This is a genomic window from Neorhizobium sp. BT27B, from assembly GCF_050455485.1.
Classification (GTDB): domain Bacteria; phylum Pseudomonadota; class Alphaproteobacteria; order Rhizobiales; family Rhizobiaceae; genus Neorhizobium.
The window spans coordinates 132450-154140 of sequence record NZ_JBCIYT010000012.1; the positions used below are offsets into that span (position 1 = coordinate 132450).

Annotated in this window: 22 protein-coding genes; 8 read left to right on the forward strand and 14 right to left on the reverse strand. The window is 57.7% G+C overall.

The window, feature by feature from the left end; genetic code table 11:
• Positions 1–54: 54 nt before the first annotated feature.
• Together AAIH70_RS25540 and AAIH70_RS25545 are read right to left on the reverse strand one after the other, a co-directional pair.
• The gene (locus tag AAIH70_RS25540; RefSeq protein WP_430036364.1) at positions 55–1137 is read right to left on the reverse strand and encodes a polyamine ABC transporter substrate-binding protein; all 1083 of its coding nucleotides are present in this window, start codon (positions 1135–1137) and stop codon (positions 55–57) included.
• A gap of 256 nt (positions 1138–1393) precedes the next feature.
• A complete protein-coding gene (locus tag AAIH70_RS25545) occupies positions 1394–2299 on the reverse strand; it encodes a LysR substrate-binding domain-containing protein (protein ID WP_430036366.1) in 906 nt (301 codons plus the stop codon).
• A 658-nt stretch (positions 2300–2957) separates the two neighbouring features.
• Between AAIH70_RS25545 and AAIH70_RS25550 the strand changes: the two genes are divergently transcribed.
• Both AAIH70_RS25550 and AAIH70_RS25555 read left to right on the forward strand, forming a co-directional pair.
• The gene (locus AAIH70_RS25550) at positions 2958–3497 is read left to right on the forward strand and encodes a hypothetical protein (RefSeq protein ID WP_430036368.1); all 540 of its coding nucleotides are present in this window, start codon (positions 2958–2960) and stop codon (positions 3495–3497) included.
• Positions 3498–3889: 392 nt separating this feature from the next.
• On the forward strand, positions 3890–4591 hold the full coding sequence (locus tag AAIH70_RS25555) for a response regulator transcription factor (protein ID WP_430036370.1): 702 nt from the start codon (positions 3890–3892) through the stop codon (positions 4589–4591).
• A gap of 27 nt (positions 4592–4618) precedes the next feature.
• Here the strand turns inward: AAIH70_RS25555 and AAIH70_RS25560 are convergent, their stop codons facing one another.
• The 5 genes from AAIH70_RS25560 to AAIH70_RS25580 all read right to left on the reverse strand — a co-directional run bounded on the left by AAIH70_RS25560 (position 4619) and on the right by AAIH70_RS25580 (position 9605).
• Positions 4619–5824 carry an ATP-grasp domain-containing protein gene (locus AAIH70_RS25560; protein ID WP_430036372.1) on the reverse strand — a complete coding sequence of 402 codons (1206 nt, stop codon included), beginning with the start codon at positions 5822–5824 and terminating at the stop codon, positions 4619–4621.
• Positions 5825–5867: 43 nt separating this feature from the next.
• The gene (locus tag AAIH70_RS25565) at positions 5868–6911 is read right to left on the reverse strand and encodes a pyridoxal-phosphate dependent enzyme (protein ID WP_430036374.1); all 1044 of its coding nucleotides are present in this window, start codon (positions 6909–6911) and stop codon (positions 5868–5870) included.
• A 15-nt stretch (positions 6912–6926) separates the two neighbouring features.
• A complete protein-coding gene (locus AAIH70_RS25570) occupies positions 6927–7658 on the reverse strand; it encodes a GHMP kinase (RefSeq protein ID WP_430036376.1) in 732 nt (243 codons plus the stop codon).
• Positions 7659–7992: 334 nt separating this feature from the next.
• Entirely contained in the window at positions 7993–8265 is a 273-nt protein-coding gene (locus AAIH70_RS25575) for a helix-turn-helix transcriptional regulator (protein ID WP_430036378.1), read from the reverse strand.
• Between the two features lie 17 nt (positions 8266–8282).
• The gene (locus tag AAIH70_RS25580) at positions 8283–9605 is read right to left on the reverse strand and encodes a type II toxin-antitoxin system HipA family toxin (RefSeq protein WP_430036380.1); all 1323 of its coding nucleotides are present in this window, start codon (positions 9603–9605) and stop codon (positions 8283–8285) included.
• A gap of 440 nt (positions 9606–10045) precedes the next feature.
• Here AAIH70_RS25580 and AAIH70_RS25585 point away from each other — a divergent pair, with 440 nt between their 5' ends.
• Entirely contained in the window at positions 10046–10963 is a 918-nt protein-coding gene (locus tag AAIH70_RS25585; protein WP_430036382.1) for a nucleotidyltransferase and HEPN domain-containing protein, read from the forward strand.
• Between the two features lie 32 nt (positions 10964–10995).
• Here the strand turns inward: AAIH70_RS25585 and AAIH70_RS25590 are convergent, their stop codons facing one another.
• From AAIH70_RS25590 to traA, 6 genes are all read right to left on the reverse strand, one after another.
• Complete coding sequence (locus tag AAIH70_RS25590; RefSeq protein WP_430036384.1) at positions 10996–11586, reverse strand: PIN domain-containing protein; 591 nt, start codon at positions 11584–11586, stop codon at positions 10996–10998.
• Complete coding sequence (locus AAIH70_RS25595) at positions 11583–12041, reverse strand: excisionase family DNA-binding protein (protein WP_430036386.1); 459 nt, start codon at positions 12039–12041, stop codon at positions 11583–11585. Before AAIH70_RS25595 ends, AAIH70_RS25590 begins: the two co-directional genes overlap by 4 nt.
• A 223-nt stretch (positions 12042–12264) precedes the next feature.
• Entirely contained in the window at positions 12265–12867 is a 603-nt protein-coding gene (locus AAIH70_RS25600; protein WP_430036388.1) for a TraH family protein, read from the reverse strand.
• 8 nt (positions 12868–12875) lie between these two features.
• Positions 12876–14048 (reverse strand): conjugal transfer protein TraB, encoded by a 1173-nt coding sequence (locus tag AAIH70_RS25605; RefSeq protein WP_430036390.1) that lies wholly within the window; start codon positions 14046–14048, stop codon positions 12876–12878.
• The gene (gene traF / locus AAIH70_RS25610) at positions 14038–14598 is read right to left on the reverse strand and encodes a conjugative transfer signal peptidase TraF (protein ID WP_430036451.1); all 561 of its coding nucleotides are present in this window, start codon (positions 14596–14598) and stop codon (positions 14038–14040) included. The genes AAIH70_RS25605 and traF overlap by 11 nt, the downstream gene beginning before the upstream one ends.
• A gap of 2 nt (positions 14599–14600) precedes the next feature.
• On the reverse strand, positions 14601–17921 hold the full coding sequence (gene traA / locus AAIH70_RS25615) for a Ti-type conjugative transfer relaxase TraA (protein ID WP_430036392.1): 3321 nt from the start codon (positions 17919–17921) through the stop codon (positions 14601–14603).
• A gap of 254 nt (positions 17922–18175) precedes the next feature.
• Between traA and traC the strand changes: the two genes are divergently transcribed.
• From traC to traG, 3 genes are read left to right on the forward strand one after another with little or no spacing between them, the layout of a single operon-like run.
• The gene (gene traC, locus AAIH70_RS25620; RefSeq protein WP_430036394.1) at positions 18176–18472 is read left to right on the forward strand and encodes a conjugal transfer protein TraC; all 297 of its coding nucleotides are present in this window, start codon (positions 18176–18178) and stop codon (positions 18470–18472) included.
• A 4-nt stretch (positions 18473–18476) separates the two neighbouring features.
• Positions 18477–18692 carry a type IV conjugative transfer system coupling protein TraD gene (traD, locus tag AAIH70_RS25625; RefSeq protein WP_430036396.1) on the forward strand — a complete coding sequence of 72 codons (216 nt, stop codon included), beginning with the start codon at positions 18477–18479 and terminating at the stop codon, positions 18690–18692.
• On the forward strand, positions 18679–20604 hold the full coding sequence (gene traG / locus AAIH70_RS25630; RefSeq protein ID WP_430036398.1) for a Ti-type conjugative transfer system protein TraG: 1926 nt from the start codon (positions 18679–18681) through the stop codon (positions 20602–20604). Before traD ends, traG begins: the two co-directional genes overlap by 14 nt.
• A 43-nt stretch (positions 20605–20647) precedes the next feature.
• Here the strand turns inward: traG and AAIH70_RS25635 are convergent, their stop codons facing one another.
• Complete coding sequence (locus tag AAIH70_RS25635) at positions 20648–20893, reverse strand: hypothetical protein (protein ID WP_430036400.1); 246 nt, start codon at positions 20891–20893, stop codon at positions 20648–20650.
• 142 nt (positions 20894–21035) lie between these two features.
• Here AAIH70_RS25635 and AAIH70_RS25640 point away from each other — a divergent pair, with 142 nt between their 5' ends.
• Positions 21036–21305: a WGR domain-containing protein gene (locus tag AAIH70_RS25640; RefSeq protein ID WP_430036402.1), complete on the forward strand. Its 270-nt coding sequence runs from the start codon at positions 21036–21038 to the stop codon at positions 21303–21305.
• A 76-nt stretch (positions 21306–21381) separates the two neighbouring features.
• Positions 21382–21660, forward strand: coding sequence for an HU family DNA-binding protein (locus AAIH70_RS25645; RefSeq protein WP_430036404.1), 279 nt, complete (start codon positions 21382–21384; stop codon positions 21658–21660).
• Positions 21661–21691: the final 31 nt, after the last annotated feature.

Here is a 21691-nt window from a genome sequence, read left to right on the forward strand (position 1 = left end):
TCCTGGAACAAGGAAACGGGATCGCCGGGGCAAGTCCGGCTGTCGAAATCGCGCTCAACCGAGCAGCCAGGTCTCGAACCGTTCCTGTGCCTTGTTGCTATTGGCACTCCACCAGTTCGCATCCATCACGAACATCTGGGCGAAATATTTCGGGTTGGTCGGTAGAATGTCCGCGAGCTTTGGATCGATGAGATCGAAGGCTTTCGGATTGCATGGTCCGCTTGTGGAATATTTGACGAATTCCGCCTGGTTCTCGCCGGCCGAGGCAAACTCGATGAACTCGCGCATCAGCGCGACATTGGGCCCGCCGCGCAGGATGGCAAAGCCACCGAAGGAAAACATGGCGTCCTTCCAGACGATGCGGACCGGCGCGCCGTCATCGATCGCCACCTGGGCACGACCGTTCCATGTGAGAACGCAATCGACCTCGCCGGTCTTCAGCATCTGCGACGTCTGGGCACCACCCGTCCACCAGACCGCCACATCGTTGCGGATCCTGTCGAGGATTTGGAATGTCCGATCGAGATCGAGCGGATAGAGCTTCTCCTTGGCGACACCATCGGCAAGTAAAGCCGGCTCCAGCGTGCCGCTTGGATGTTTGCGCAGGGAACGCGTTCCAGGGACCCCGGCGATATCCCAAAAATCGGCGAAGCTGGTCGGAGGCTTGCTCCCCATCGTATCGGTCCGATAAGCGATAGCGGTCGCATAACCCATCGCGCCTACCAGAAACTCGTGACGCAGTGTCGCTGGTATCTGCAGCGCATTGGGGCCGAGGCCGCCAGGGCCAGCAACAGGATCGAGGTAGTTGCCCTGCCTTAACAGGACGGCATCGCTCATGTCGATGAGGGCACCGTCCCAGGCGTAGTTGCCGGCCTCGACCATGGCCTTGATCTCGCCGGTCGGACCATGGGATGACTGGACACCGACGACGTCGATGCCGGTCGCCTTGCTGAATGGCTCGAAGAAGGCTTTTTTGTAAGCCTCGCCAACGGGCCCGCCGGGATCGCGGATTGTCAGCGAGCGGTTCTGCGCCGCAGCCGATTTGACAAATGGCGCTGAGAGCAATGCCGCGCCTGAAGCAACCATGAAGCTGCGCCGGTCGATACACGGCGCGGATGTCTTGTCTTTTGTATGCATGATAGGTCCCCTTGTTGGATTGCCCACCTTTTTTGACGGTGGGTCATTGTCGATCGGCCGAGGGTGCAGCCGTCCTCACACCTTCGAGCCGAGCACCTTGCAGAGGCGACGGTGAAGCCATGGAGATCGGACCGAACGAGGCGTGATCGAACCACTCAAGGTTCAGGAAAATGGGCGCCGGCGTCCAATCGAATTATCTTGGCAATTCATGCACGGATGTAATGTAAGCGATCGCTTGACCGCATCGCGACAGATGTCAGATGGCGTCGAAGCCGAGCAATATCTTGTCCCGCTCCTCCATCAGAACCGACAGGAATTTGCGCGTGACAGCGGACTGGGGACGCATGCTTGGCGCGACCATCTGGTAATCGATCCGCACTGCCGGCCGAAAACGACGCATCACCAGACCTGTGCCGATAAAGTCCGCCGCCGCAAACGGGCTGATGATCGAGACACCGGCACCACCCAGCACAAAATTGCAGATCGTCGCTGCAAACTGCGTCTCGATATGCTGGGTCAGAGGCACACCCGCATCCTCGAAAATACGATCGACCTGACGCCGGGTCGTGTCGTCCTTGACCAGGCCGATGAATGGCAGGCCGGTAAGATCGGCAGGCTCGATCACGACCTTGTTCGACAACCGGTGTCCGGTTGGCAGAATGCAGACTGCATCGACACTTGCGAAAGGCTGAGAGTGGTGTTCGTTGTCGTTCGAGACGGATGGCAAGAAGCCGAGATCGAATTCCTGGGTCAGGGTGACAGCGCGCACGGAACCAGAGCTTCGGACCTGTAACGACACGTCTACGCCGGGATACTCCGCAGAAAACCGGCTGATTACACGCGGAAGGAAACCGAAGCCGAGCGCAGGCAGAGACGTGATGCGCAGATGGCCGGTGTTAAAATTGCTGATCGTATCGGCGATATGGCGCAAATTCTGGAGGCCAACGAACGAGCGCTTCACTTCCTCATAGAAGGCAAGCCCCTCAGGCGTTGGCTGCAGTCCTCGGCCGACACGGCGAAACAGTGTCAGGTTGGAGACTTTCTCAAGCCGCTCGATCTGGCGACTGACGGCGGGTTGCGACAGGTTCAGCAATTCCGCGCCTGCGGTCACACTGCCGGTCCGCATCACCGCCTGGAAGACCTCGATCTGCCGCAAGTTCATGTGCCATCACCCCCAAGGAGTGATTGTGCAAGATCTAAGAAACCATCGAAGAATTCATGGCTCCCGCGGCAGGTCGCCGGCGGCAAGCGAGCACCCGGTTGAATTTCTGGAAAGGACAGCAAAGCTCTACCCCGAACCGTCCGGCGCGGGCATGACAGGATGCCATCTCGGTCCGGACGTTACCAAAGGGCAGATTGCGCGTCAGTTTATGCGCGCGGTCCCACGCCGAGGAAGCACACTCATACTGGCAGAAGCTTCAATGGCGCGCAATACTCGCTTTCGACAACGCAGCAAGAGCATCAAAAATGGCACTTTTGTGCAGTTCCGTCATTTTACGGAAAGCTGTCCAGATCGGGCTCAACTACGATGAGCATGCTTCCTAACTTGGAAAATAGGGAAGCCCCTCGTGCAAAGGGTACAGGCGGGCTGTCGTCCTCGCGTCGAAACGGGGACGACAGTTTGCGAGCAGCGGCAATGCCGCCTTGACTCGGATCGACCGGCAACCGGGGCACTTCATTTCTGTTTAAGGAAAATATTAACGGAAAGGAAATCCGCCCGTTGTGATTGCGTTAGCAATCAATAAAGTGTGCGCTAGTTAGCGTCAATATCCCTGTTCACGGGAATGGTGGCTCGGCACGTTGATCGGAGAACGGCGACAATGACGTCAAGGGTGACGGGTTCCCTCCTAATCTTGATATCAGTCGCTGGAATGCTCGCGGTTCGCCCTTCTCTAGCTGAAAATACAACTAATGCAGCCTGGCCTAAATCGGTCACGGCTGATGACGCTAAACGAGAGCTAGAGCCCGCGGAATCAACGGAAACGTTCAATTTAATTATAAGCGGGCAGCTCTATTCGGTCCCTCGACTGTATCTGATGACTATTCCTAGGATATCTGGCAACAATTGCCTCCTGCACTCTCGTTCATTTTCCATCAGGTTTTCGGTCGAAGATGGAAGTCCGCTAAAGCCGACTATTGAAGGTCGTGCGCTTGGAACGACAGCGGCGAAAGATCCGACTGGCGTCGTGGACGGTTACATTCAGATCAATTTTTCGAAAAGCGAACAACGGCGCGACCCGCGCGTGCAATACGATAACTTTAGAAAATATATTATCACGCCTGAATACGTCACTCATGCAATCTATAATTATACGATACATGAAAATAAATCTGAATCTATTATCTATTTCTGGATTTAAGATCCGATTTCAGCTGCGCTTATAAGATGCTCAAAGTCCCTATGCACAGGTTCAGCCAGATTTTTTGGAAAGGATATTTCAATTTGGATGAAAGGTACTCGTAATGACACACTTAAATATAAGTCTACCGAGCAGATTTTCCTGAACCTTTTGGGCGCATGGAAAGCGCCGCTTGCATTGAAAGAGAGCGGCAAATGAGCGCCAGCGCGCCCAGCTTGATGGCGAACACAGCCAGTTGATCACAAAGATCGCTCGCGCCGCGACACGGGTAGTCTCATTGTGCACTAACGGATCTGCGAGTTGACCAACCTTCAAAGCTTCGCAGGATAAACGTCCTGGAACGTCCGGCTGTAGCTTTCAGGCTAAGTCGCTGTCTTGAACGGGTTCATCCGATGACACACACAATCATAATCGGGTCGCAGGACGCTGAATTCCATTTGCTTGCAACCCACATTTTGAACGCTGACGGATTTAACTGCGTTTCAGCCGACAATGTTCAGGACATCTTCAGATTGTCATTGCGTCGCAGCCCTGTCGCCGTTGTTCTTGATTGCCGCGCGGAAAGTCTGAGGATGGTCATTGAAGTCTGCGACCGCTTGAAGAGCGAAAGGGCTACCTCCCACATCTTGACGATTGCAGTGATAGGACGAAGCGCCGAGCAGCATCATTTGGACCTGCTGAAAGTCGGCGTCGATGAAACGCTCAAGCGTCCCATTTCGCCTTCGACGCTTCTCGACGTGCTGAAGACTGACGCCCTGCCGCGACGGACCGAGAAACTATTTCTACGATACGATGATCTCGAGATGAATGTCGCGAAACGGCGGGTAGTTCGAGGTGGGGCGACACTTCCAATGGCGCAGGTCGAATTCAATATCCTCAAACTGCTGCTTTCGGCGCCGGAACAAGTTTTCACCCGTGACGAGATCATCTCCGCGGCATGGCCACCAAGGGTCTATGTCGAACCACGCACCGTCGATGTGCATATCGGCCGCTTGAGAAAACTCCTGAATGGCAAAAACCGCAGAGACATCATCCGCACGGTCAGATCTGTCGGCTACTCGCTCGACGCCAATACCACGCAGGACGGAGGATAAGAGGGAAGGGTTGCACCTTCGCCCGCTTCAACCGTCCTCAACCCGCGCTCCCAATGCGCGCATTGCATTTTCAAGTGCATGTGCTGTTTCATTCGCATCGTCCGTCACCGCTATGACGTGACCCACGCGATCTCGAAAATCTCCACGTCGCTGAACGCGAAAACTGTCCGGCTGATGCAGTTCAACGTCGACGACGCCATCGATTTTCCGCGCGTCTTGGGCACCGGCGCCCCAGTGAAGAATACCGTCCCTGTCCGGACTGACGAAGCGGATGCCGGCGCTTCGGTTGGATGTTCGGTTGAGCACGGGGTTCCCACCCGTCGCGAGTATGACGGTAGCCTCGACCGGATCAACACCGCAGGCTAGCCGAACGAGTTCGGGAATAAGCTCTCCCGCCATGCGCGGATTGACCTCTATGATCACAGGTCCGTCTGCGGACAGGCGTATTTCTGTATGCGCAGGTCCCCAAAGGAGATCGAGTGCCCGGATTGCGCCGATCACTGTGGCTCCGATTGCTTGCTGCACGTGCCAATCCAAAGACGCCGGGAAGTCATGACCAACTTCCACAAAATGTGGGTGGTCTCCGAGATGCTTCGCGGTGATCCCAATGACCACGTCACCAATCGTCTCGACCGAGAACTCGGGACCCGAGACATACTGTTCGATCAAAATGCCAGGTGAGGCCGCAAATTCGTCGCCGCCCAAGACCATAGACATCTGCTCGATGACTTCGACCAAGCTGCTGCAAAGTTTCACCCCCATGCTGCCACTGCCGATGGCCGGCTTGACGATGACCGGAAACCCAATCTCAGCACAAAACTTTGTCGCTGCATCGGGGTCTGCCGTAAAAAGATAGCTCGGAGACAATAGGCCGGCACCTTTCAGGCAGTCACGCTGCGTAAACTTGTTCAGACACCGCTCGATCGCTTCCGGCTTTGCACCAGGCAGCCCCAGTCGGCGACAAACGGAGGCCGCCATCCCGGCAGAAGCGCTTGAGCTGGAGAGAACGCCAATGATATCCAAACCGAATTGATCCCGCTGACACCATTCGACGATAGCGTCGATGGATGCGGTATCGGCAGAGACAATGGCAAGATCAGGCGTATCGAGATGGCGATATCTGCCGGCATCGGCAGTAAGAAGAACCGGAATATGGCCAAGATCTCGGATGGCTCGATGGAAAAGATGGCCGGAAAAACTGCTCTCGATCATCACGATGGCTGTCGAACACATCTGTACTCTCCTTCCAGTCGTAAGCGGGTCCAGAAACCGCTATTCATTTCGATGACATGGTTTGCGATAGCACTTCGACCAACGACCGCCGCCCCCAGCCAAAGCGCGACCATCCCGCCATATTCTCTGTCGGTGAAGTGACGGTGAGGGGTCTCTTTCGACGTGCATCGGACCATCCACCGATGTTCGCCTTCACCCAGCTCTCGTCGTAGACTGTGTCCACGTATCGATGTCCTTCGTCAGGACACAGTGCGACGGCCGTTTTACCGGGATGTGTTTCTCCCCACCACCGGGCGACCTTTACAGCTGCACCGCTTGTTGGGCCCATGAACAGGCCGCGGTCGCTATGGAGGTCATGAGCAGCTGCGATGATTTCTGCCGCCGACAACCAGTGCACCTCGTCGAACTGGCTGTGGTCGACATTCGCAGGGACGATGCCGCCTCCGAGACCGCTGACCTGGCGCAACGCACCGGGTTGACCGAAGAGAACGCTGCCCGGAGTGTCGATGCCGATCAGCACAAGCTCGGGAAACAGCAGACGAAGATAGTGTGCGATCCCGCACATCGATCCTCCCGAGCCGACAGCCCCCACCAGGCAATCGATCTGTCCGACTTCATCAATAATCTGTGCTGCGACCTTCGCGTAGGAGAGAGGGTTGTCGGGATTGGAATATTGGGCCGGCCAGTAGCTGCCTGGCCTGTTCGCCAGATGCTTTTTCAGACGCTCTAGCCGTGCCAGTTGATATCCGCCGCGCGGATGTGGCTCCTCGACGATATCGAGCTCGACACCAAGGGCCAGCAGACGTCGTTGCAGACCAACATCAAGTGCCCAGTCGCCGACGATCAGAAGTCTAAAATTTCCCTGTGCCGCCAACATCGCCAGCGCCAGTGCGAAGGTACCCGATGACGACTCGCAGATCGTTCCACCCTCGGTCAGCTGGCCGCTTTCGACAGCCCGTTCAAGCATGTAGCGTGCCGGAAGCAGCTTCATCAGAAAGAAGCAGGCGCCGTAGACGCCGTCACCCAGCGGAACAATCCTCGGGTCCTCGAAAGACTTTAGATCCCGCAAGCTTCCACGCTCGTCCATTGATACCTCACTGTCTCACATAAGGAATTGGCGATGATGCAAACCCATGGCATCCACGGCCTGGGTTGCGCGCCGGACATTGTCGGGGGTCGTTTTCAATTGCGGATCAAAGATGATGCCGGCCAGCGTGCCGCTATGGGCAACCTGGATTCCCGCGGCATCGAAACGCCTTGCGATGTCATGCAGCGTCTGAAGGTACGGCTTGGGTAGAAATCGTTCATTTATCCTTGCGCTTGCCGTTGCAACGCGCCCTAGCAACTGGACGTTTCCGGTATTGATCGCCAGTCGCAGCAGGCTGTGAAGCGGACGAAAGGCCTCGATCTCATCAGGCTCATACACGGCCGGCTGATGCTCGAGCGTAGAAACTCTTAAGTCGGGCGCGGTGTCGATACTGATGATCGCCAGAGGAGGGATCGGCCGGCGAAAAGCCTCAATGACAAATCCCTCGCGGTGCGCAAAGACCACGGCATGTTGCCGGAACAATGTCGCATCGCAGGCCGTCTCGGCGGCAACCGCGATCTTCATGATCATTTCAGGAGTGGGCTCGGCACCGTGATAATCGAGAACCGCATGAATGCTGGCAAGCACGTCGGCGGTCGAGGAGCCCATGCCCTGGCCAATGGGAATATCGGTGGCGATCTGTAGATGTCCACCGACGCTTGCGTTCCCGAAAGCAGCGATAGCCAGTTCGCCGGCGTTACGGGATTTTTCACAGGATGAGGGTGAAACGGTAATCGCGGATGTCACACCCGGCGTAAAGGTCGCGATCGATTTCAGCGCAGGACAGGGCAGCGACACGAGACCGCGGTGAAGGGTTCCGTCGGGACCTTCGAAAATGCCCTGCAGCAATTCCCCATGATGGGCAATCGCTCTACCTGTTCCCCATTTTTTCGACATCTGAAGCCCCACCCACAAGGCGCGTGAAACGACACCGCTCAGAAGTGTCAAAGAGTTTCAGAGATCGGGACCAATGGCTGTAAACCGCACGTCAAGTTCAGGTGAAGTCTTCGCAACAGGTGCGAACGTCACACACGAAGCGTATTCGATGTTCGTAGTGTCGGCGTTGCTTTTTTCCGCACACCTATTTGGCTACGAACCCAACCGCGAATCCGAACAATCGGCCTATCTTTTCCAGGGTTTCAAGCGTGGGATTCGCTGATCCGCCTTCGATCTCGGCAACTTGCCGCCTGGTGAGCGATAGGGTTTTGGCAAATTCCTCCTGTGTCATGCCGAACCCTTTGCGGATTTCCGCCACGGCGCCAGGTATCCTCAAGTCGCCGGTCCGAGCACGCTCCGCGAGCTTTCGCCGGTTTTCAAGAACCTCTTCCTTAGTCGGCTTTTTCCAGCGAGCCATTCAGCGGATCTCCGACATCACTGGCACGCCGCCAAAACACTGTCCGCGATCTCAATGCAGCGTCCCATTCCACGTTCCAGAACTTCCGGGGTGGCCCCCATGTCTTTCGCCATGCCTGGGACTTCCAACAGATGTGCGGCAAACTCGCAAAGCGTGACGTTGAGTGCTTTCTGCTCTGCCGGGTCTGGCATCATTTCGGCGCAAACCTGCTTCCAGTCGGGAAGATGATCGTGGCCACTGTCGCGCATCATGGCCCACCGGGTAGAGCGCACGATCCCTTCTTTGGCGAGCCGCATTGGGGCAAAATCAAACAGCGGTGAAAGGCGGATTGTGCCGTCGTGGTGTTTGCTAAGTGCCGAATTACGGCCGTGATTGTCGGGGTTGCCCATGGCCAGGTTGGCGATGTCGCGCTTCAGGTATTCAACGACATCGGCGAAGGGATCGGCAGAATGTTGCCGTAGCACGTCGATATATGCCTCGTGTGTCCCGACATGGCCGAAGTCCGCAACGCCGATCGCAGACACCAGACTTTCCTGCCCCAGACGGACGGTCCCGCCGCCTTGCTTCTTCTTCCGGTCGAAACGGGGAATGATCAGTACGCCTTCGGCGTAGGTTGATGGCTCGCTGACATTCAGACCAATTTCTCTTGCAAGCCTCGAATAGAGGCCCTCACCTTCGAGTATGAGGCGGTCCACGAGTTCGTTGCTGCGTACCAGCTTTACGATGACATGGCACAAGGCTTCTTCATCGGTTACGAAGCTGTCAGGATAATAAAGACCATCGGTAGCTTGGGTCATGGAGACCTTCGGCCATTCGCCTTGCAGGCCGCTTGAGCCGGACGCGAGCATGCCAAACCGGTCGGCGACTTCCATGAAGCGATCCGAACGCTCGAGAATCTCCGCTTCCGTAACCCCTTGGCGCTCAACATCACGCAGCCGGTCCGCTTCGGCCTCCGCCGCTTCCATGATGCGGATATTTCCTATGCCGCCTGTCGCTGATCGCAGAAGCAGAGGGAGATCGGAAATGCGCGAGGCTTCCGAGAGCCCGAGATGTTCGGTAAGCTTTCGCCTCGCATGTCCCTGCGGCATGAGATCAAGGAGGAAGGGTGGCCAAGTAGGGCTGTAGCGATTTTCGAGATCGACGGGATTACGGACGGACAAGGCACGATGATCGCGCACCGTCTTTCCGGCCGCGAATTCGGCTGATGCCATCGTGACGAAATAGTCGAGATCGTAATCAACGATGGATGCGCCCTGGAAACCGATGGCATCATCCTTCAGTTCCAGCGTAGCGGCGTGATGCCACTGACCGTCAAAATGGATTTGGAGCGTTAGGCGCATTAATCGACCCTCTTAATGGTTCAATTAATGCATTTTATGCTTTTATTCAACCCATTAAAATGGGTTAGATAATTGTCGTTTGAACTACGAGTGGGCCGCCCCGTCACTGGAAACTGACCCGGTTGAGTATCTTTCCATCTCTCGGCGCATCGCCGCCGACCAACCGCTCTTCAAAAAGTCGAGGACGAGCACGCTCGGCACTCAAAGGTAGACCTCCTCATATAGCTGACCTCACAAATTTCTCTGCGACTTCCTCACCGAAAGCACCTTGTTTTTCGAGGCCTTCGATAAGGTCTCGCGACCCAAACGACCGTAGCAGCGGCAAAAAAAGCCGACCATGATGAAACAGGATTCTTCAAAATCTGCCTTTTTGATGCTATGGTTGTGATAGGTTCGTTTTCACCCAAAGCCTTTTCACCACAAGCCATTGACCCTGCCACATGATGAAGTCTTCGCTCGATCATATGCCTCCGCGCAAGCAGCGTGAACTCGCCAGGGTTCTGGAAATCCTGCACGAGGAATTCGAGGATGCGCTCAGCGAAGGGACCGCGGATTTCAAGAAGCGCGGCCGTATCCTGAAAATCATCCTGTTCGGTTCCTACGCCAAGGGTGGCTGGGTTGATGAGCCATTCACGATGAAAGGCTATCGATCCGATTTCGACCTTCTTCTCATCGTCAACAATCGCAAGCTTTGCGACTTTGCGGAATATTGGCACAAGGCCGCCGACCGGTTGAACCACGACAAAGGGATCGAGACGCCGGTCAGCTTCATCGTCCACTCGCGGCGGGAGGTGAACACTTACCTCAAGGAAGGCCAGTATTTCTTTTCCGACATCCGCAAGGAAGGCATCGTTCTTTACGAACTCGATGACGAACCACTACCAGAGCCAAAAGCACTAACGGCGGAAGACCGTTTTCGGATCGCAAGCCAGCATTTTGAGCAGAGGTTTGCAACGGCTTCGAAATACTACAAAGGCATGAGGTTCTACCTTGGGGAGAAAGACCTAAACGAGGCAGCATTCCTGCTCCATCAGTCGTTGGAGCAAGCCTACTCATGCGCCCTGCTGACACTCACCAATTACGGCCCACCATCGCATAATATCAAATTCCTGAGGTCACTTGCCGAAGAACAGGACCGCCGCCTAGCGGAAGCATTTCCGCGGGACCAGCACCGCGAACGCGCTTGGTTCAATACGCTGAACGAAGCCTATGTGAAGGCAAGGTATTCCAAACACTATGAGATCAGCGACGAGGCACTCGATTGGCTGGGGCAACAGACCGCGACCCTAATCGAACTGGTGGAAGTCGTCTGTAGTGATCATCTGGCGACGCTCAAACTTCCAGAACTGGCCAAGTGACGGTGTCCCGACAGTGATTATCACTGGAGCGATCACTCCCTGAACAGATCCGAGAATTTCTGCATCATCGATGCCGACTGCGTGAGCCCCTGGGCTTCGACTTTCTGGCAGATCGCATCCCAGGTCAGTTCAGGATGTTTGAACCGCAAGCGCATCTTGTTCAGCGCCGCCATCGCCTGAGCATTATCGAGATCAATGCAGTCCGCGATAAAACCATCTGAACCTTGAGCTTCCAGGCCTAGTGGCTTCAACGTCTTTTCTGGAAAATCACGCAGGTTGTCCGTTACGATCACCGAGGCGCCGCACTTGATCGCCGCAGCGATCACATGCGCATCTCCGACGTCCCGCAGCCCCCCATCGATCAAGAGTCGCTCCAGCTCTTCGAAATCTTCGACGGTTGCTTCGGGAAAGGCTCGGGTCATGGCATCGATTTGTTTCGAAGAATCGGCCTTTCCTCCGGTGATCGTATCGATGGCGCGGGCGGTTTCATCCATGATCCTTGCGGACCATCGAACGCGGTAGAAGCCAGCTTCAGCAAGACTGAGGATCATGTTTCGGCGGAGCGCGCCCGCCAGACAATTGGCATCGATGAGGACCGTAAACCTGTCTGCGTAGTGGCTCACAACAGTTCACTGTCCAAGACAGCGAGCTCGCTCAATGCCGCCGACCGGGTATCACCCCGCCTTTGCTTGTAAGCGAACAGCTCTGACGCCCTGACCTTGCGATGTCGTCCCGTCTTCACATGCGGAACATCACCATTCTCCAGAAGCTTGATGAGATAGGGACGTGATACGTTCAGGCAATCTGCGGCCTCCTGGGTCGTCAGCTCCGCATCGACCGGGATCATGCGGAAACCACGGCCTGTCGACACGAGCCTGAGCACTTCCATGAAGGATTCTGCCAGCGCAGGAGAAAGCGTGATCGTTTTCACGTCGCCCAACGGCTGAGCCAGTGAAATTTGTGCACCTTCTTCAGATTTCAGCTGAGAGGCGATGATCGTGCGCAGTTGCTCCGCATTCCTGATCTCGACTTCATCGGGAAGTCGCTCGGCAAACGCGTCTTTTCGTATTGCGCTCATTGGTTGTGTCCTTCTCTTATGACGTCAAGATAAGCGACCCGGCGCAACCTAACAAGTGCATTATTCGCAATATTCGAATTATTCGCAACCGTCGAAACCATGACTTAGGTCGGACACAGCATGTGACAGCGACACATTCACGCTTCAGGCTTCGCTCCGATAAGGCATCCGCAACATCATAATGTCCCACTTGGACCCCCGTCCTATAAGCTGCGGAGCTGCCTCACTGGCCTCCAATTCGCGAGAGATCGACACGGATCGCGGCATTGTTAGGTTCCACCAATTGCGGGTTTGGCTCGTTTTCAGCGGATTGCGCAACGCTATCGGATGCATCGGGTGATGGCTGCTCTTCCTGTATAACAAGGCCGCCTGGATCCGGCGCCTGAAACACATTATCGCCCTCGAACTTGCCCGTGCGCCAGGCGTGAACGGCATCATCGAACAACTGGGGAAACACCTCTTCGTTCGTCGGGTTTCCATACCACTTTGCAACGATGCGGAGGATCTTGGAAAACATCGCTGTTCCCATCCGCAGGTTGGCACAGGAATCGACGAGATCGGCATGTCGTTCCGACGCATCCTTCAGACCGATGCCCGCCGGAATCTGCGTGAGACCGACCCGTACCACTGCGCCACCAATGTTTTCACGAACGATTTTCATCGCTTCTTCTGGCGTTTTCGGCTTGGGAACGAGGATCAGACGATTTCCGGATTTCACGGTGATGGCGAGCGGATCGTCCGAGCCGACCGCAGCCACGAATTGTTCGACGATTGCCGGCTTCAACATTGGATCGGCACATTCCTTCATCAGCGTGGCATCCAGCATGCGACCTCCTACCTGTTGAATGAGATGACGAGAGGCAGGGCAAACAGGCGTGCCCAGGCCTCGCTGCTCGCCCGCTGTATGCCGATGATCGACGTACCCGCAGTCCACCAGCCGTTTCCGACTGCGACGATCGCCTCGGGCCGGTGGATTGCCGATTGCAAGATCGGCCAGACGAGGAGTTGCTCGTAACAGATCATCGGCGCGACCTTCGCATTGCCAAAGTCAACGACGGGGTTGGCGAAGAAATCTGCCCGCGCGCCGCCGCCATCATCATTGCCGTCACCAGTCCAGCCGCGCCATGGCTGCCACATCGCGCCGGGGACCGGCATCCGCTCCCGGTAGAGTACCTCGCTGCCCTCCGCGGATATCTTGACCAGCACATTGTCGTAGCCATGCGGAACGATGATTGCCGCTCCCGCGATCACGGTGACATCCGTCCCGGCGAGCCCCTTCTGCCAGAAACGGCCAACCGTCGGTGTCCAGAACCCCAAAGCGCTCTCCGGCATCACGATCGTTGTGCCGGGTGGGTGGGCGCGAGCGATCTGAATCAGTTCCCGTTGCCGCTCTAGGCCTGCGTCTCGGCCGAGGGACGCACCCAATTGAAGGTCGACACCGATCCACGACGGGGGTAGTGCCGGCATCGTCCACCCAGCGGCGGACCAGAGCCATAAGCCTGTCATGGCCGTGGCTACCGCCGGTCGATGGCGCATCGTTAGGACGCCCAGGCCGGCTGCCATCGCCGCCAGTCCCCACCATCCCCAGCCTGGAAACAGAATGCCAGCTGCTGTGATCGGATGCGCCCATCCCAGAATACCGAAAGGTGGAACCGCCATGGCAGCGCAAGCGGCCGTGTATCGGAGCGGCCTTCGCCATCCTGCGCGTCCAGTCCAAGCCAGTGAATGGACCGTCACGAACGAGGCGGAGGCAACCAGCCATAACAAAAGGCCGGGCAAGATGTCCGAGGCGTAGAAGTTCGCTGCACCCAGAGGCAATCCTCGCGATGCAGCAAGGAAGTAGGCGGCGGAGACCGCCGCTGCTTGAGGGCGGGCCGGCGCCAGGGACCAGAGCAGCGGGAAGACGGCGGCGAGCGGCAGAAGCAGCACATGACCGCTCCAGCCGATCCATCCGGTGATGGCTGATAGCCCGACGAGCATGGCCCCTCGGGAAAGCTCACGGTGCATAAGTCCACACCTCCAGCGCCAACCCGAGGATGCCTTCCATGGGAAGAGGGCCGAAATACCGGCTGTCAAATGACCCCGGAAATTCTGAATGGAGAAAAACCGTGGCAGGCGGCACAACACCACCCACATGAGGCACCATCTCGCGCCCTTGACCATCCGTCCGAGAGATACGCGAATGAGGGAGCGGCCTTCCATCGATACGCACCTCCTCGCGGATGTCGATCGCCTGACCGGCTGTCGCCCCCACCGTCTTGATCAGTGGCGCGACGTGGCCGGCACATAGCCCGGAGCGCAGATATCCGCGTGCTCGCGCCTCACGCATTTCGTTGGTGGTCGGTGGGCAGATGAAGATGAGATCGCCGACCAGGATCGGGCCATCGGGTTCGACGATACGCCACAGGCCTAACGGTTCGCTTGGCGTGACATTGATCCTGAAACCTGCGCCTCCAAGCAACACGACAAAGCCAAGCGTGAGGAGGCTGACGCTGCTGATCCGATAAAACCAGACGAAGTGATTTGGGCGCTGGAGCCTTCTTTCTCGACGGCGCATTTTCATTTGAGGGTGATCCCCTGGGATCTAGTCTGGCGCATAGCCTCCGTCTGCTTGAGTGCCGTCACACTCCGCTCGTGGGCAGATAGCTGCTGCACGGTTCGCATCGTATTCCAGGCTTGTCTGACCTCGCTCTTCTGCGCAGCGTTCATGCCCGCGGTCAGCCATTGGAAGGCCTCGTCATCTGTCGCCTTGGCGGCAAGCGGCAGGAACGTTCTTTCGCCGAAGCGTTCGGAGACGGCCTTGGCGAAACCCTCGAGTTCCGCTTTCACCATCTTGTCGGCGAGCGCATACTCGAGACCTGACGGCAGGTCGTTTCGATCGATGGCGTCACGGACGCGTTCCAAGACGTTTCTCGCGTTGGACGAAAGCGCCGGGATCTCCAGTGCGACTTGGCTACGCACCACCATTTCCTCGGCGTGATTTCGCCGCTCGGCATCGGCGCGCTGGCGAAGATAGTCGCTGATACTGTCAGCGAGCGGCGTCACATTCTTGAGTGCGCGATCCCGGTCCGATTTGTCGGCCGGGCTCGCGAAGACCCCGACCTTGCCCTTGAGAGCGCCGAAGGACCCAGGCTCACTGGCAATCCTGGCGATCGTCTTCGCCGCAGCCGCCTGATCACTCAGCATCGCCTCGACATTTACCGCCTTGAACGCTGTTTCAGGCTGCGCGTAAACGTGGTGGAAGCGCATCGAGACTTCCTCCCACTGCTTCTTTAATGCCGGATCGGATGCAAGCTTGTCTTCGACTGCCTGATCGACCGATTTTGGGAAGGTCGTGATACCGGCCACCATGGGCTTGGCCTCCTTTGCTGACGTTGGACCCGTGCTGACTGTAGACGTTGCAAAACCGAGCCTGGCGCCGATGGTCATGAGCCGACCGGCGAGATCGAGTAGCTTCTGTTTCTGACGAACGGTCCAATCTAGCCGGTCGCGCGCAACAGTTCTGGCGACGTTAACGATGTGAAGCCCGCGCGCCTCGGCAAAGCGGAGTGCTTGGCCGTAGATGCTGCCACCGGCATAATCGAGCGTCGTTTCCTTCGAATTCCTGCGCGAAAGGATTTCGACCAGACCGCCAGCCTTGGCGAAGGATCGCCGGCCGTAATAGACCGCCAGATCCTCACGGTGGCGGGTCATCGCGACATAGGTCAGGTGGCGATCGAGAGAAAGGGACGCGAGCACCTTGACGCAGTCGACCGTGGCACCTTGGCTCTTGTGCACCGTGGTGGCGTATCCGTGATCGACATTGTTATAGAAGCGCTGCTCGATGATAACCTGGCGCGGATGTTCGCCCTCGCCAATTGCGACGACGACGCGCCCCGGCGCAGCCTCCACCACCTTGCCCAGCATGCCGTTCTTCACGCCGATCGCGCCCTCGTTCTTCAGGAAGACAATCTGGTCGCCTGCTGCAAAACGTCTGACACCATCGGCGGTCGTGAACGCGAAACCCTGCTCGATGATGTCTCGCTCGATGAGCTTGGCACGTGCCAGCTCATTCAGAAGTCGGACGTCACGGCGCAGGTGAGCGAGGATCAATGTAGACTTGGCGGGGTCGTAATCACGGCTCCAGTCGGCGATGAGGTTAGTGATGGCATCAGCCTTCAGCTCAGCGCCAACCACCTTGCCATGGGACTGATAGGCTGCGACGGCTTTGTCAACATTGCCACGTGCAAGTTCGAGCGAGGCGTCGCGCATCCATTGGTCATGCTGGCGATAGATCGTTTCGAGTTCCGCGTATCCGATGCGCTCAGTGATCGCCCGGAAGGCCGCACCCGCCTCGATCGGCTGGAGCTGCTCCGGATCGCCGACGAGAACGAGCTTGGCGCCAGCCTTGGTGACGGTTTCGACGAACAGTGCCATCTGCCGCGACGACACCATACCGGCCTCGTCCAGAACGAACACTGTCTTTTCATTCAGTTGCCCGTGACCCTGGCTCCAGCGCAGCTCCCAGGACGACAGCGTGCGAGAGGCGATGCCGGCTTCTTTCTCCAGACCTTCGGCTGCCTTGCCGGCAAGTGCGCCACCGACGACACGATAGCCGGCCGATTCCCATACCTCGCGCGCCGCCTTCATCATCGTGGTCTTGCCAGCGCCGGCGCGGCCAATCACGGCAGCGATGCGCCCGTCGCCAGCAACATGTTCGATCGCCGTCTTTTGCTCATCGGAAAGCCGTTCGTGACGCGCAAATGTCGCCTTAAGCGCCGGCTTGCGGACACCATGCGACGACCGCTGTGAGAGCCAGATCGCCCGGTTGGCCATCTCGGCTTCAAGCCGGATCAGCTCGCGTGTCGTGTATTTTTCCGGTGCGCGGATCCCGGTCGCGAAGTCCATCCGCTCACGATCAAGCCGGAGGGTCTCCGGGCTCTGCAAGATGCGCGCCATCAAGCTTTGAAAGAGGCCCGCATCCTCGATATAGCGATGCAGGATCTTGGCGACATCGCGTTCGTCGAAAACACTCTTTTCCCGCGTGATCAGATCGAGCACGATCTCCGGCCGACGCTGGATCCTACGTGCATTCTGCGCCCGCCGCTCCTCCTGCAGCACAAGACGTTCGAGCGCGACTTTCTCGTCCGTCTGTCCATTCCCGCTCGCTGCCTTTCTCTCGATTGCCTTCGTGCCGACGCCAAGATGGATGGTCGGAGTAAGCTCGATGCCCTGCTTTTCGAAGGAGCGCCCGTCGATGCTGATGTCGAGACCGGCAAGCGCAAGATGCCGGTTCTGGCATGTAAACCAACCGTCCCGAAACGCGTTGAAGTCATCGAGCCCACCGGCCCAAAGCTCGTAGACGATCTTGCCGCTATCGTTGCGCAGCACATCGCCGTCAGGGCCAGTGACCGCCACCTTCTTCGATCCGAACCCGTCCTCGGTGAGTGGTCGCAACGTCGTCATCAAATGGATATGCGGATTGCCCGGTGCGTCATGAAACACCCAGTCACCCACCATGCCCTGTGCCGTGATGTGTCTCGCCACGAAATCCTGTACGAGCTCAATATTCTGCGCGCTGGACAGCTCGATCGGTAGTGCGATCGTTATGTCCTTGGCAAGCTGCGCATCCGACCGCTTTTCGAACTCCTCGACCCTGTTCCAGAAAGCTTCCGATGCGCCTGAGACGGACCGGTCAGCAATCAAGGATTGCAACCATTCCGGTGCATTTCCCGGAATGACAAACTGCTCATGCAGCAGCCCCTGCTTGCGCGTGTAGTCGATCGTCCGGGCTTCCCGTTCGTATTCCATTTTCGCGCAGTGCCGATACGCCGCCGACAGCACAGCACTGCGGCCGGATCCGCGTGCAACGATGCTGACTGAAAAATGCGGGACGGCCATTGCAGATGCACTCCTGTGATCGAACAAAATCAATGTGTTCGTCAGGATCAAACGGCCCCGCCAGGGGGCATAAGCGGAGCGTCGCATCCGCGACGTATAATTGCGCCCTTCGGGTCCGTCCTTGCGAACGGTCGGGATGATGCTCAAAAGCGTAGGCTCCGCCTACTCGCATTTCTGTTAGTAGATCGGCACGCCGATCTGAACGATCCTGGGTGCACTAGCTGCGACATGCACCAACAGAGGACAATCCAGAGATGAAGAAACCATCCTCCAGGATCCGCGAAGAAATCGCCAAACTCCAGGAACAGCTCAAGCACGCGGAGACGAGAGAAGCCGAACGCATCGGCCGCGTGGCGTTGCGGGCAGGCCTTGGCGAGATCGAGATCGAGGAGGTCGACCTCCAGGCAGCGTTCGAGGAGCTGGCGAAACGCTTTCGCGCAGACCAGCCTGGCCCGAACAGAAGGAAAGGGACGGGTGAAGGTAGCGCTGGCAGCGGGCAATCCGAGACGGTCGCGTCTGGCGCGGCTTCGGGCATCACTCCTGAGGCTTGAGCGCATGAGCAGGAACGCAATCTCCGACGCCAGGAAGAAGGACACGCGCGACAAGATCGAGCTTGGTGGCTTGATCGTCAAAGCGGGCCTTCGCTTCGAGAAGCGAGCGCTTCTGCTCGGCGCCCTGATCGACCTGCAAAAGCGGCTGAAGTCCGACGACAATGAGCGAATACGTTTGACGGCGATCGGAACGAAGGCGTTCGGCAATGAAGGCGAATAGGATCATTCTCATCATTCTGCCCGTGGTCGTGATGAGCGCTACCATGTTCGCAATGACCGGCATCGAGGTCTGGATTGCAGGGTTCGGGAAGTCCGAGGCGGCAAAGCTGGCCTTAGGACGGGCAGGGGTCGCGGCACCATTCACGGCGGCTGCAGCCCTTGGCTTGATTTTCCTATTCGCAACGGCCGGGTCGGCAAGCATCCGTACCGCGGGCGTTGGTGCTGCAATCGGAAACGCCGCCATTATCCTGACGGCTTGCTTGCGAGAAGGCATCCGGCTTGCAGCGCTGTCCTCACATGTGCCGGTGGGACAATCCGCGCTATCCTATCTCGATCCATCGACCATGATCGGCGCGGCCGCCGCCCTGATGTCCGGTTGCTTCGCACTGCGCGTGGCGATGGTCGGCAACGCCGCCTTCGCCCGGGCCACGCCGAAACGCATCATTGGCAAGCGTGCGCTGCATGGCGAAGCGGACTGGATGAAACTTGCCGAAGCGGCGAAGCTCTTTCCGGAGGGCGGGGGCATCGTGATCGGCGAGCGGTATCGCGTTGACCGAGACAGCATCGCCGGCGTGTCCCTCCGTGCCGACACCAGAGAAACATGGGGCGCCGGTGGCAAGTCTCCGCTGCTCTGTTTCGACGGATCGTTCGGCTCCTCGCATGGTATCGTCTTCGCCGGATCAGGCGGCTTCAAGACGACATCAGTGACGATCCCCACAGCCTTGAAGTGGGGCGGTGCGCTCATCGTGCTCGACCCCTCGAACGAGGTCGCACCCATGGTGTCGAAACATCGTGAAGAAGCCGGCCGGCGGGTCAGGATCCTGGATCCGCGCAAACCGGAAACCAGCTTCAACGCTCTCGACTGGGTCGGCCAATACGGCGGCACCAAGGAGGAGGACATTGCTTCCGTCGCCTCATGGATTATGAGCGATAGCGGTCGCGCAAGCGGCATCCGCGACGACTTCTTCCGAGCCTCGGGGCTTCAACTCCTGACGGCTATGATCGCAGATGTCTGCCTGTCCGGGCATACGCCGCAGGAGCAGCAGACGCTGCGCCAGGTCCGCGAGAATTTGTCGGAGCCCGAGCCGAAGCTGCGACAGCGCCTGCAGGACATCTACGACAATTCGGGTTCGGACTTCGTCAAGGAGAACGTCGCCGCCTTCGTCAACATGACGCCGGAAACGTTCTCGGGCGTTTATGCCAACGCGATCAAGGAAACGCATTGGCTGTCCTACCAGAACTATGCAGCCTTGGTCTCGGGTTCGACATTCCAGACCGAGGATATCGCCTCGGGCAAGGTCGACGTGTTCATAAACATCGACCTTAAAACGCTTGAGACTCATGCCGGCTTGGCCCGTGTGGTGATCGGCTCCTTCCTCAACGCGATCTACAATCGAAATGGCGCGATGGAGGGTCGGGCGCTGTTCCTGTTCGATGAGGTCGCAAGGCTCGGCTACATGCGCATTATAGAGACAGCGCGAGACGCTGGTCGCAAATATGGCATCAGCCTGACGATGATCTATCAATCGATCGGCCAGCTTCGCGAAACCTACGGCGGGCGCGATGCGTCAAGCAAGTGGTTCGAGAGCGCTAGCTGGATCAGCTTCGCAGCCATTAATGATCCGGAAACTGCTGAATATATCTCGCAGCGATGCGGTACAACGACGGTCGAGATCGATCAGATCAGTCGTAGTTTTCAGGCGAGCGGATCGTCTCGGACGCGCTCGAAGCAGTTGGCCGCGCGGCCGCTGATCCAGCCGCATGAGGTCATGCGAATGCGCGCCGACGAACAGATCGTCTTCACAGCCGGGAACGCGCCACTGAGATGCGGGCGCGCGATCTGGTTCAGGCGAAAGGACATGATCGAATGCATTTCAAACAATCGGTACCACGAGCACAACCGGGAGCAATGATGTGGATAGTATTCGCGCGAACGTCATCGAAAGAAGCGGGAACCTACAACGTCTCGGCGCGGCTCAGCAGGTCTCGCCAGCGTCTGATATAACCGTCTACGAATTTCGGATTGACGCCGTCGGCGACAAGCTTCGCAGCCCATTCATCCAGATCGAACTCCTCGAGTGGCGCTTCGCCCCGATATTGCTTGATGGCATATTTGAAAGTGTCCTCCCAACTTCGTCGAACCGGGACGGTTTCGTCCGCGAGATAGGGGCGATAAGCCTGGATAAGCCCGTCCAGTGTCATGCGTCTTGTCCTCGTTTCACTTCAAGCGCGCTGTCGCAAACCTTAGCGATTGTCGTGTTTCATCACCGATATGAATCGGTCAGCACACTCCGATTCAAAACACTCGTTGGACGATCCACGCGCACAGCGCGATGATCTGTTCATGAGCCTTTACCCATATCAACTATATTGCCAACGCCTCGACCCCAGCCAAAACATGGCTCGATATTACATGCTTTCGATACAGCCGACTCTGTTCGGTGAAATTGCCGTGATGCGGTCCTGGGGACGGATCGGTAATATCGGCGGAGAGATGATGGACGTGTTCGATACGGAACGCGACGCCGCGCAGCATTTCCTCGAACTGGCGCGCCGAAAGCGAAAAAAGGGCTACCGTCCGGTCGCAAGCTGTGGAAATCCGCATAATTGCTGACATCCAGGGATGTTCATCGCGTGACATCGCCGGTGATGAAGGCGAGGTTTTCAGCGTGTACAACGAGGAATGAGTCATGACCACCACAAACGAAATCGCAGACAAGATTGCCGCCGACAACGGCCTCACCAAGGCTCAAGGCAAGGCGATCGTCGAATCCGTATTTGCTGCGATCACGGCAGCGGCCACCACCGGAGCGGAAACATCGATCCCGGGATTTGGGAAGTTCAAGGTAAAGGACACGCCGGAGCGTGAAGCACGCAATCCGGGCACCGGTGCGATGATCAAGGTGGCGGCTGCCCGCAAGCTCGCCTTCCAGCCAGCCAAGGCGCTGAAGGATAGCTTGAACAAGTAAGCAGGTATCGCCCCACGAGACATCGTGGGGC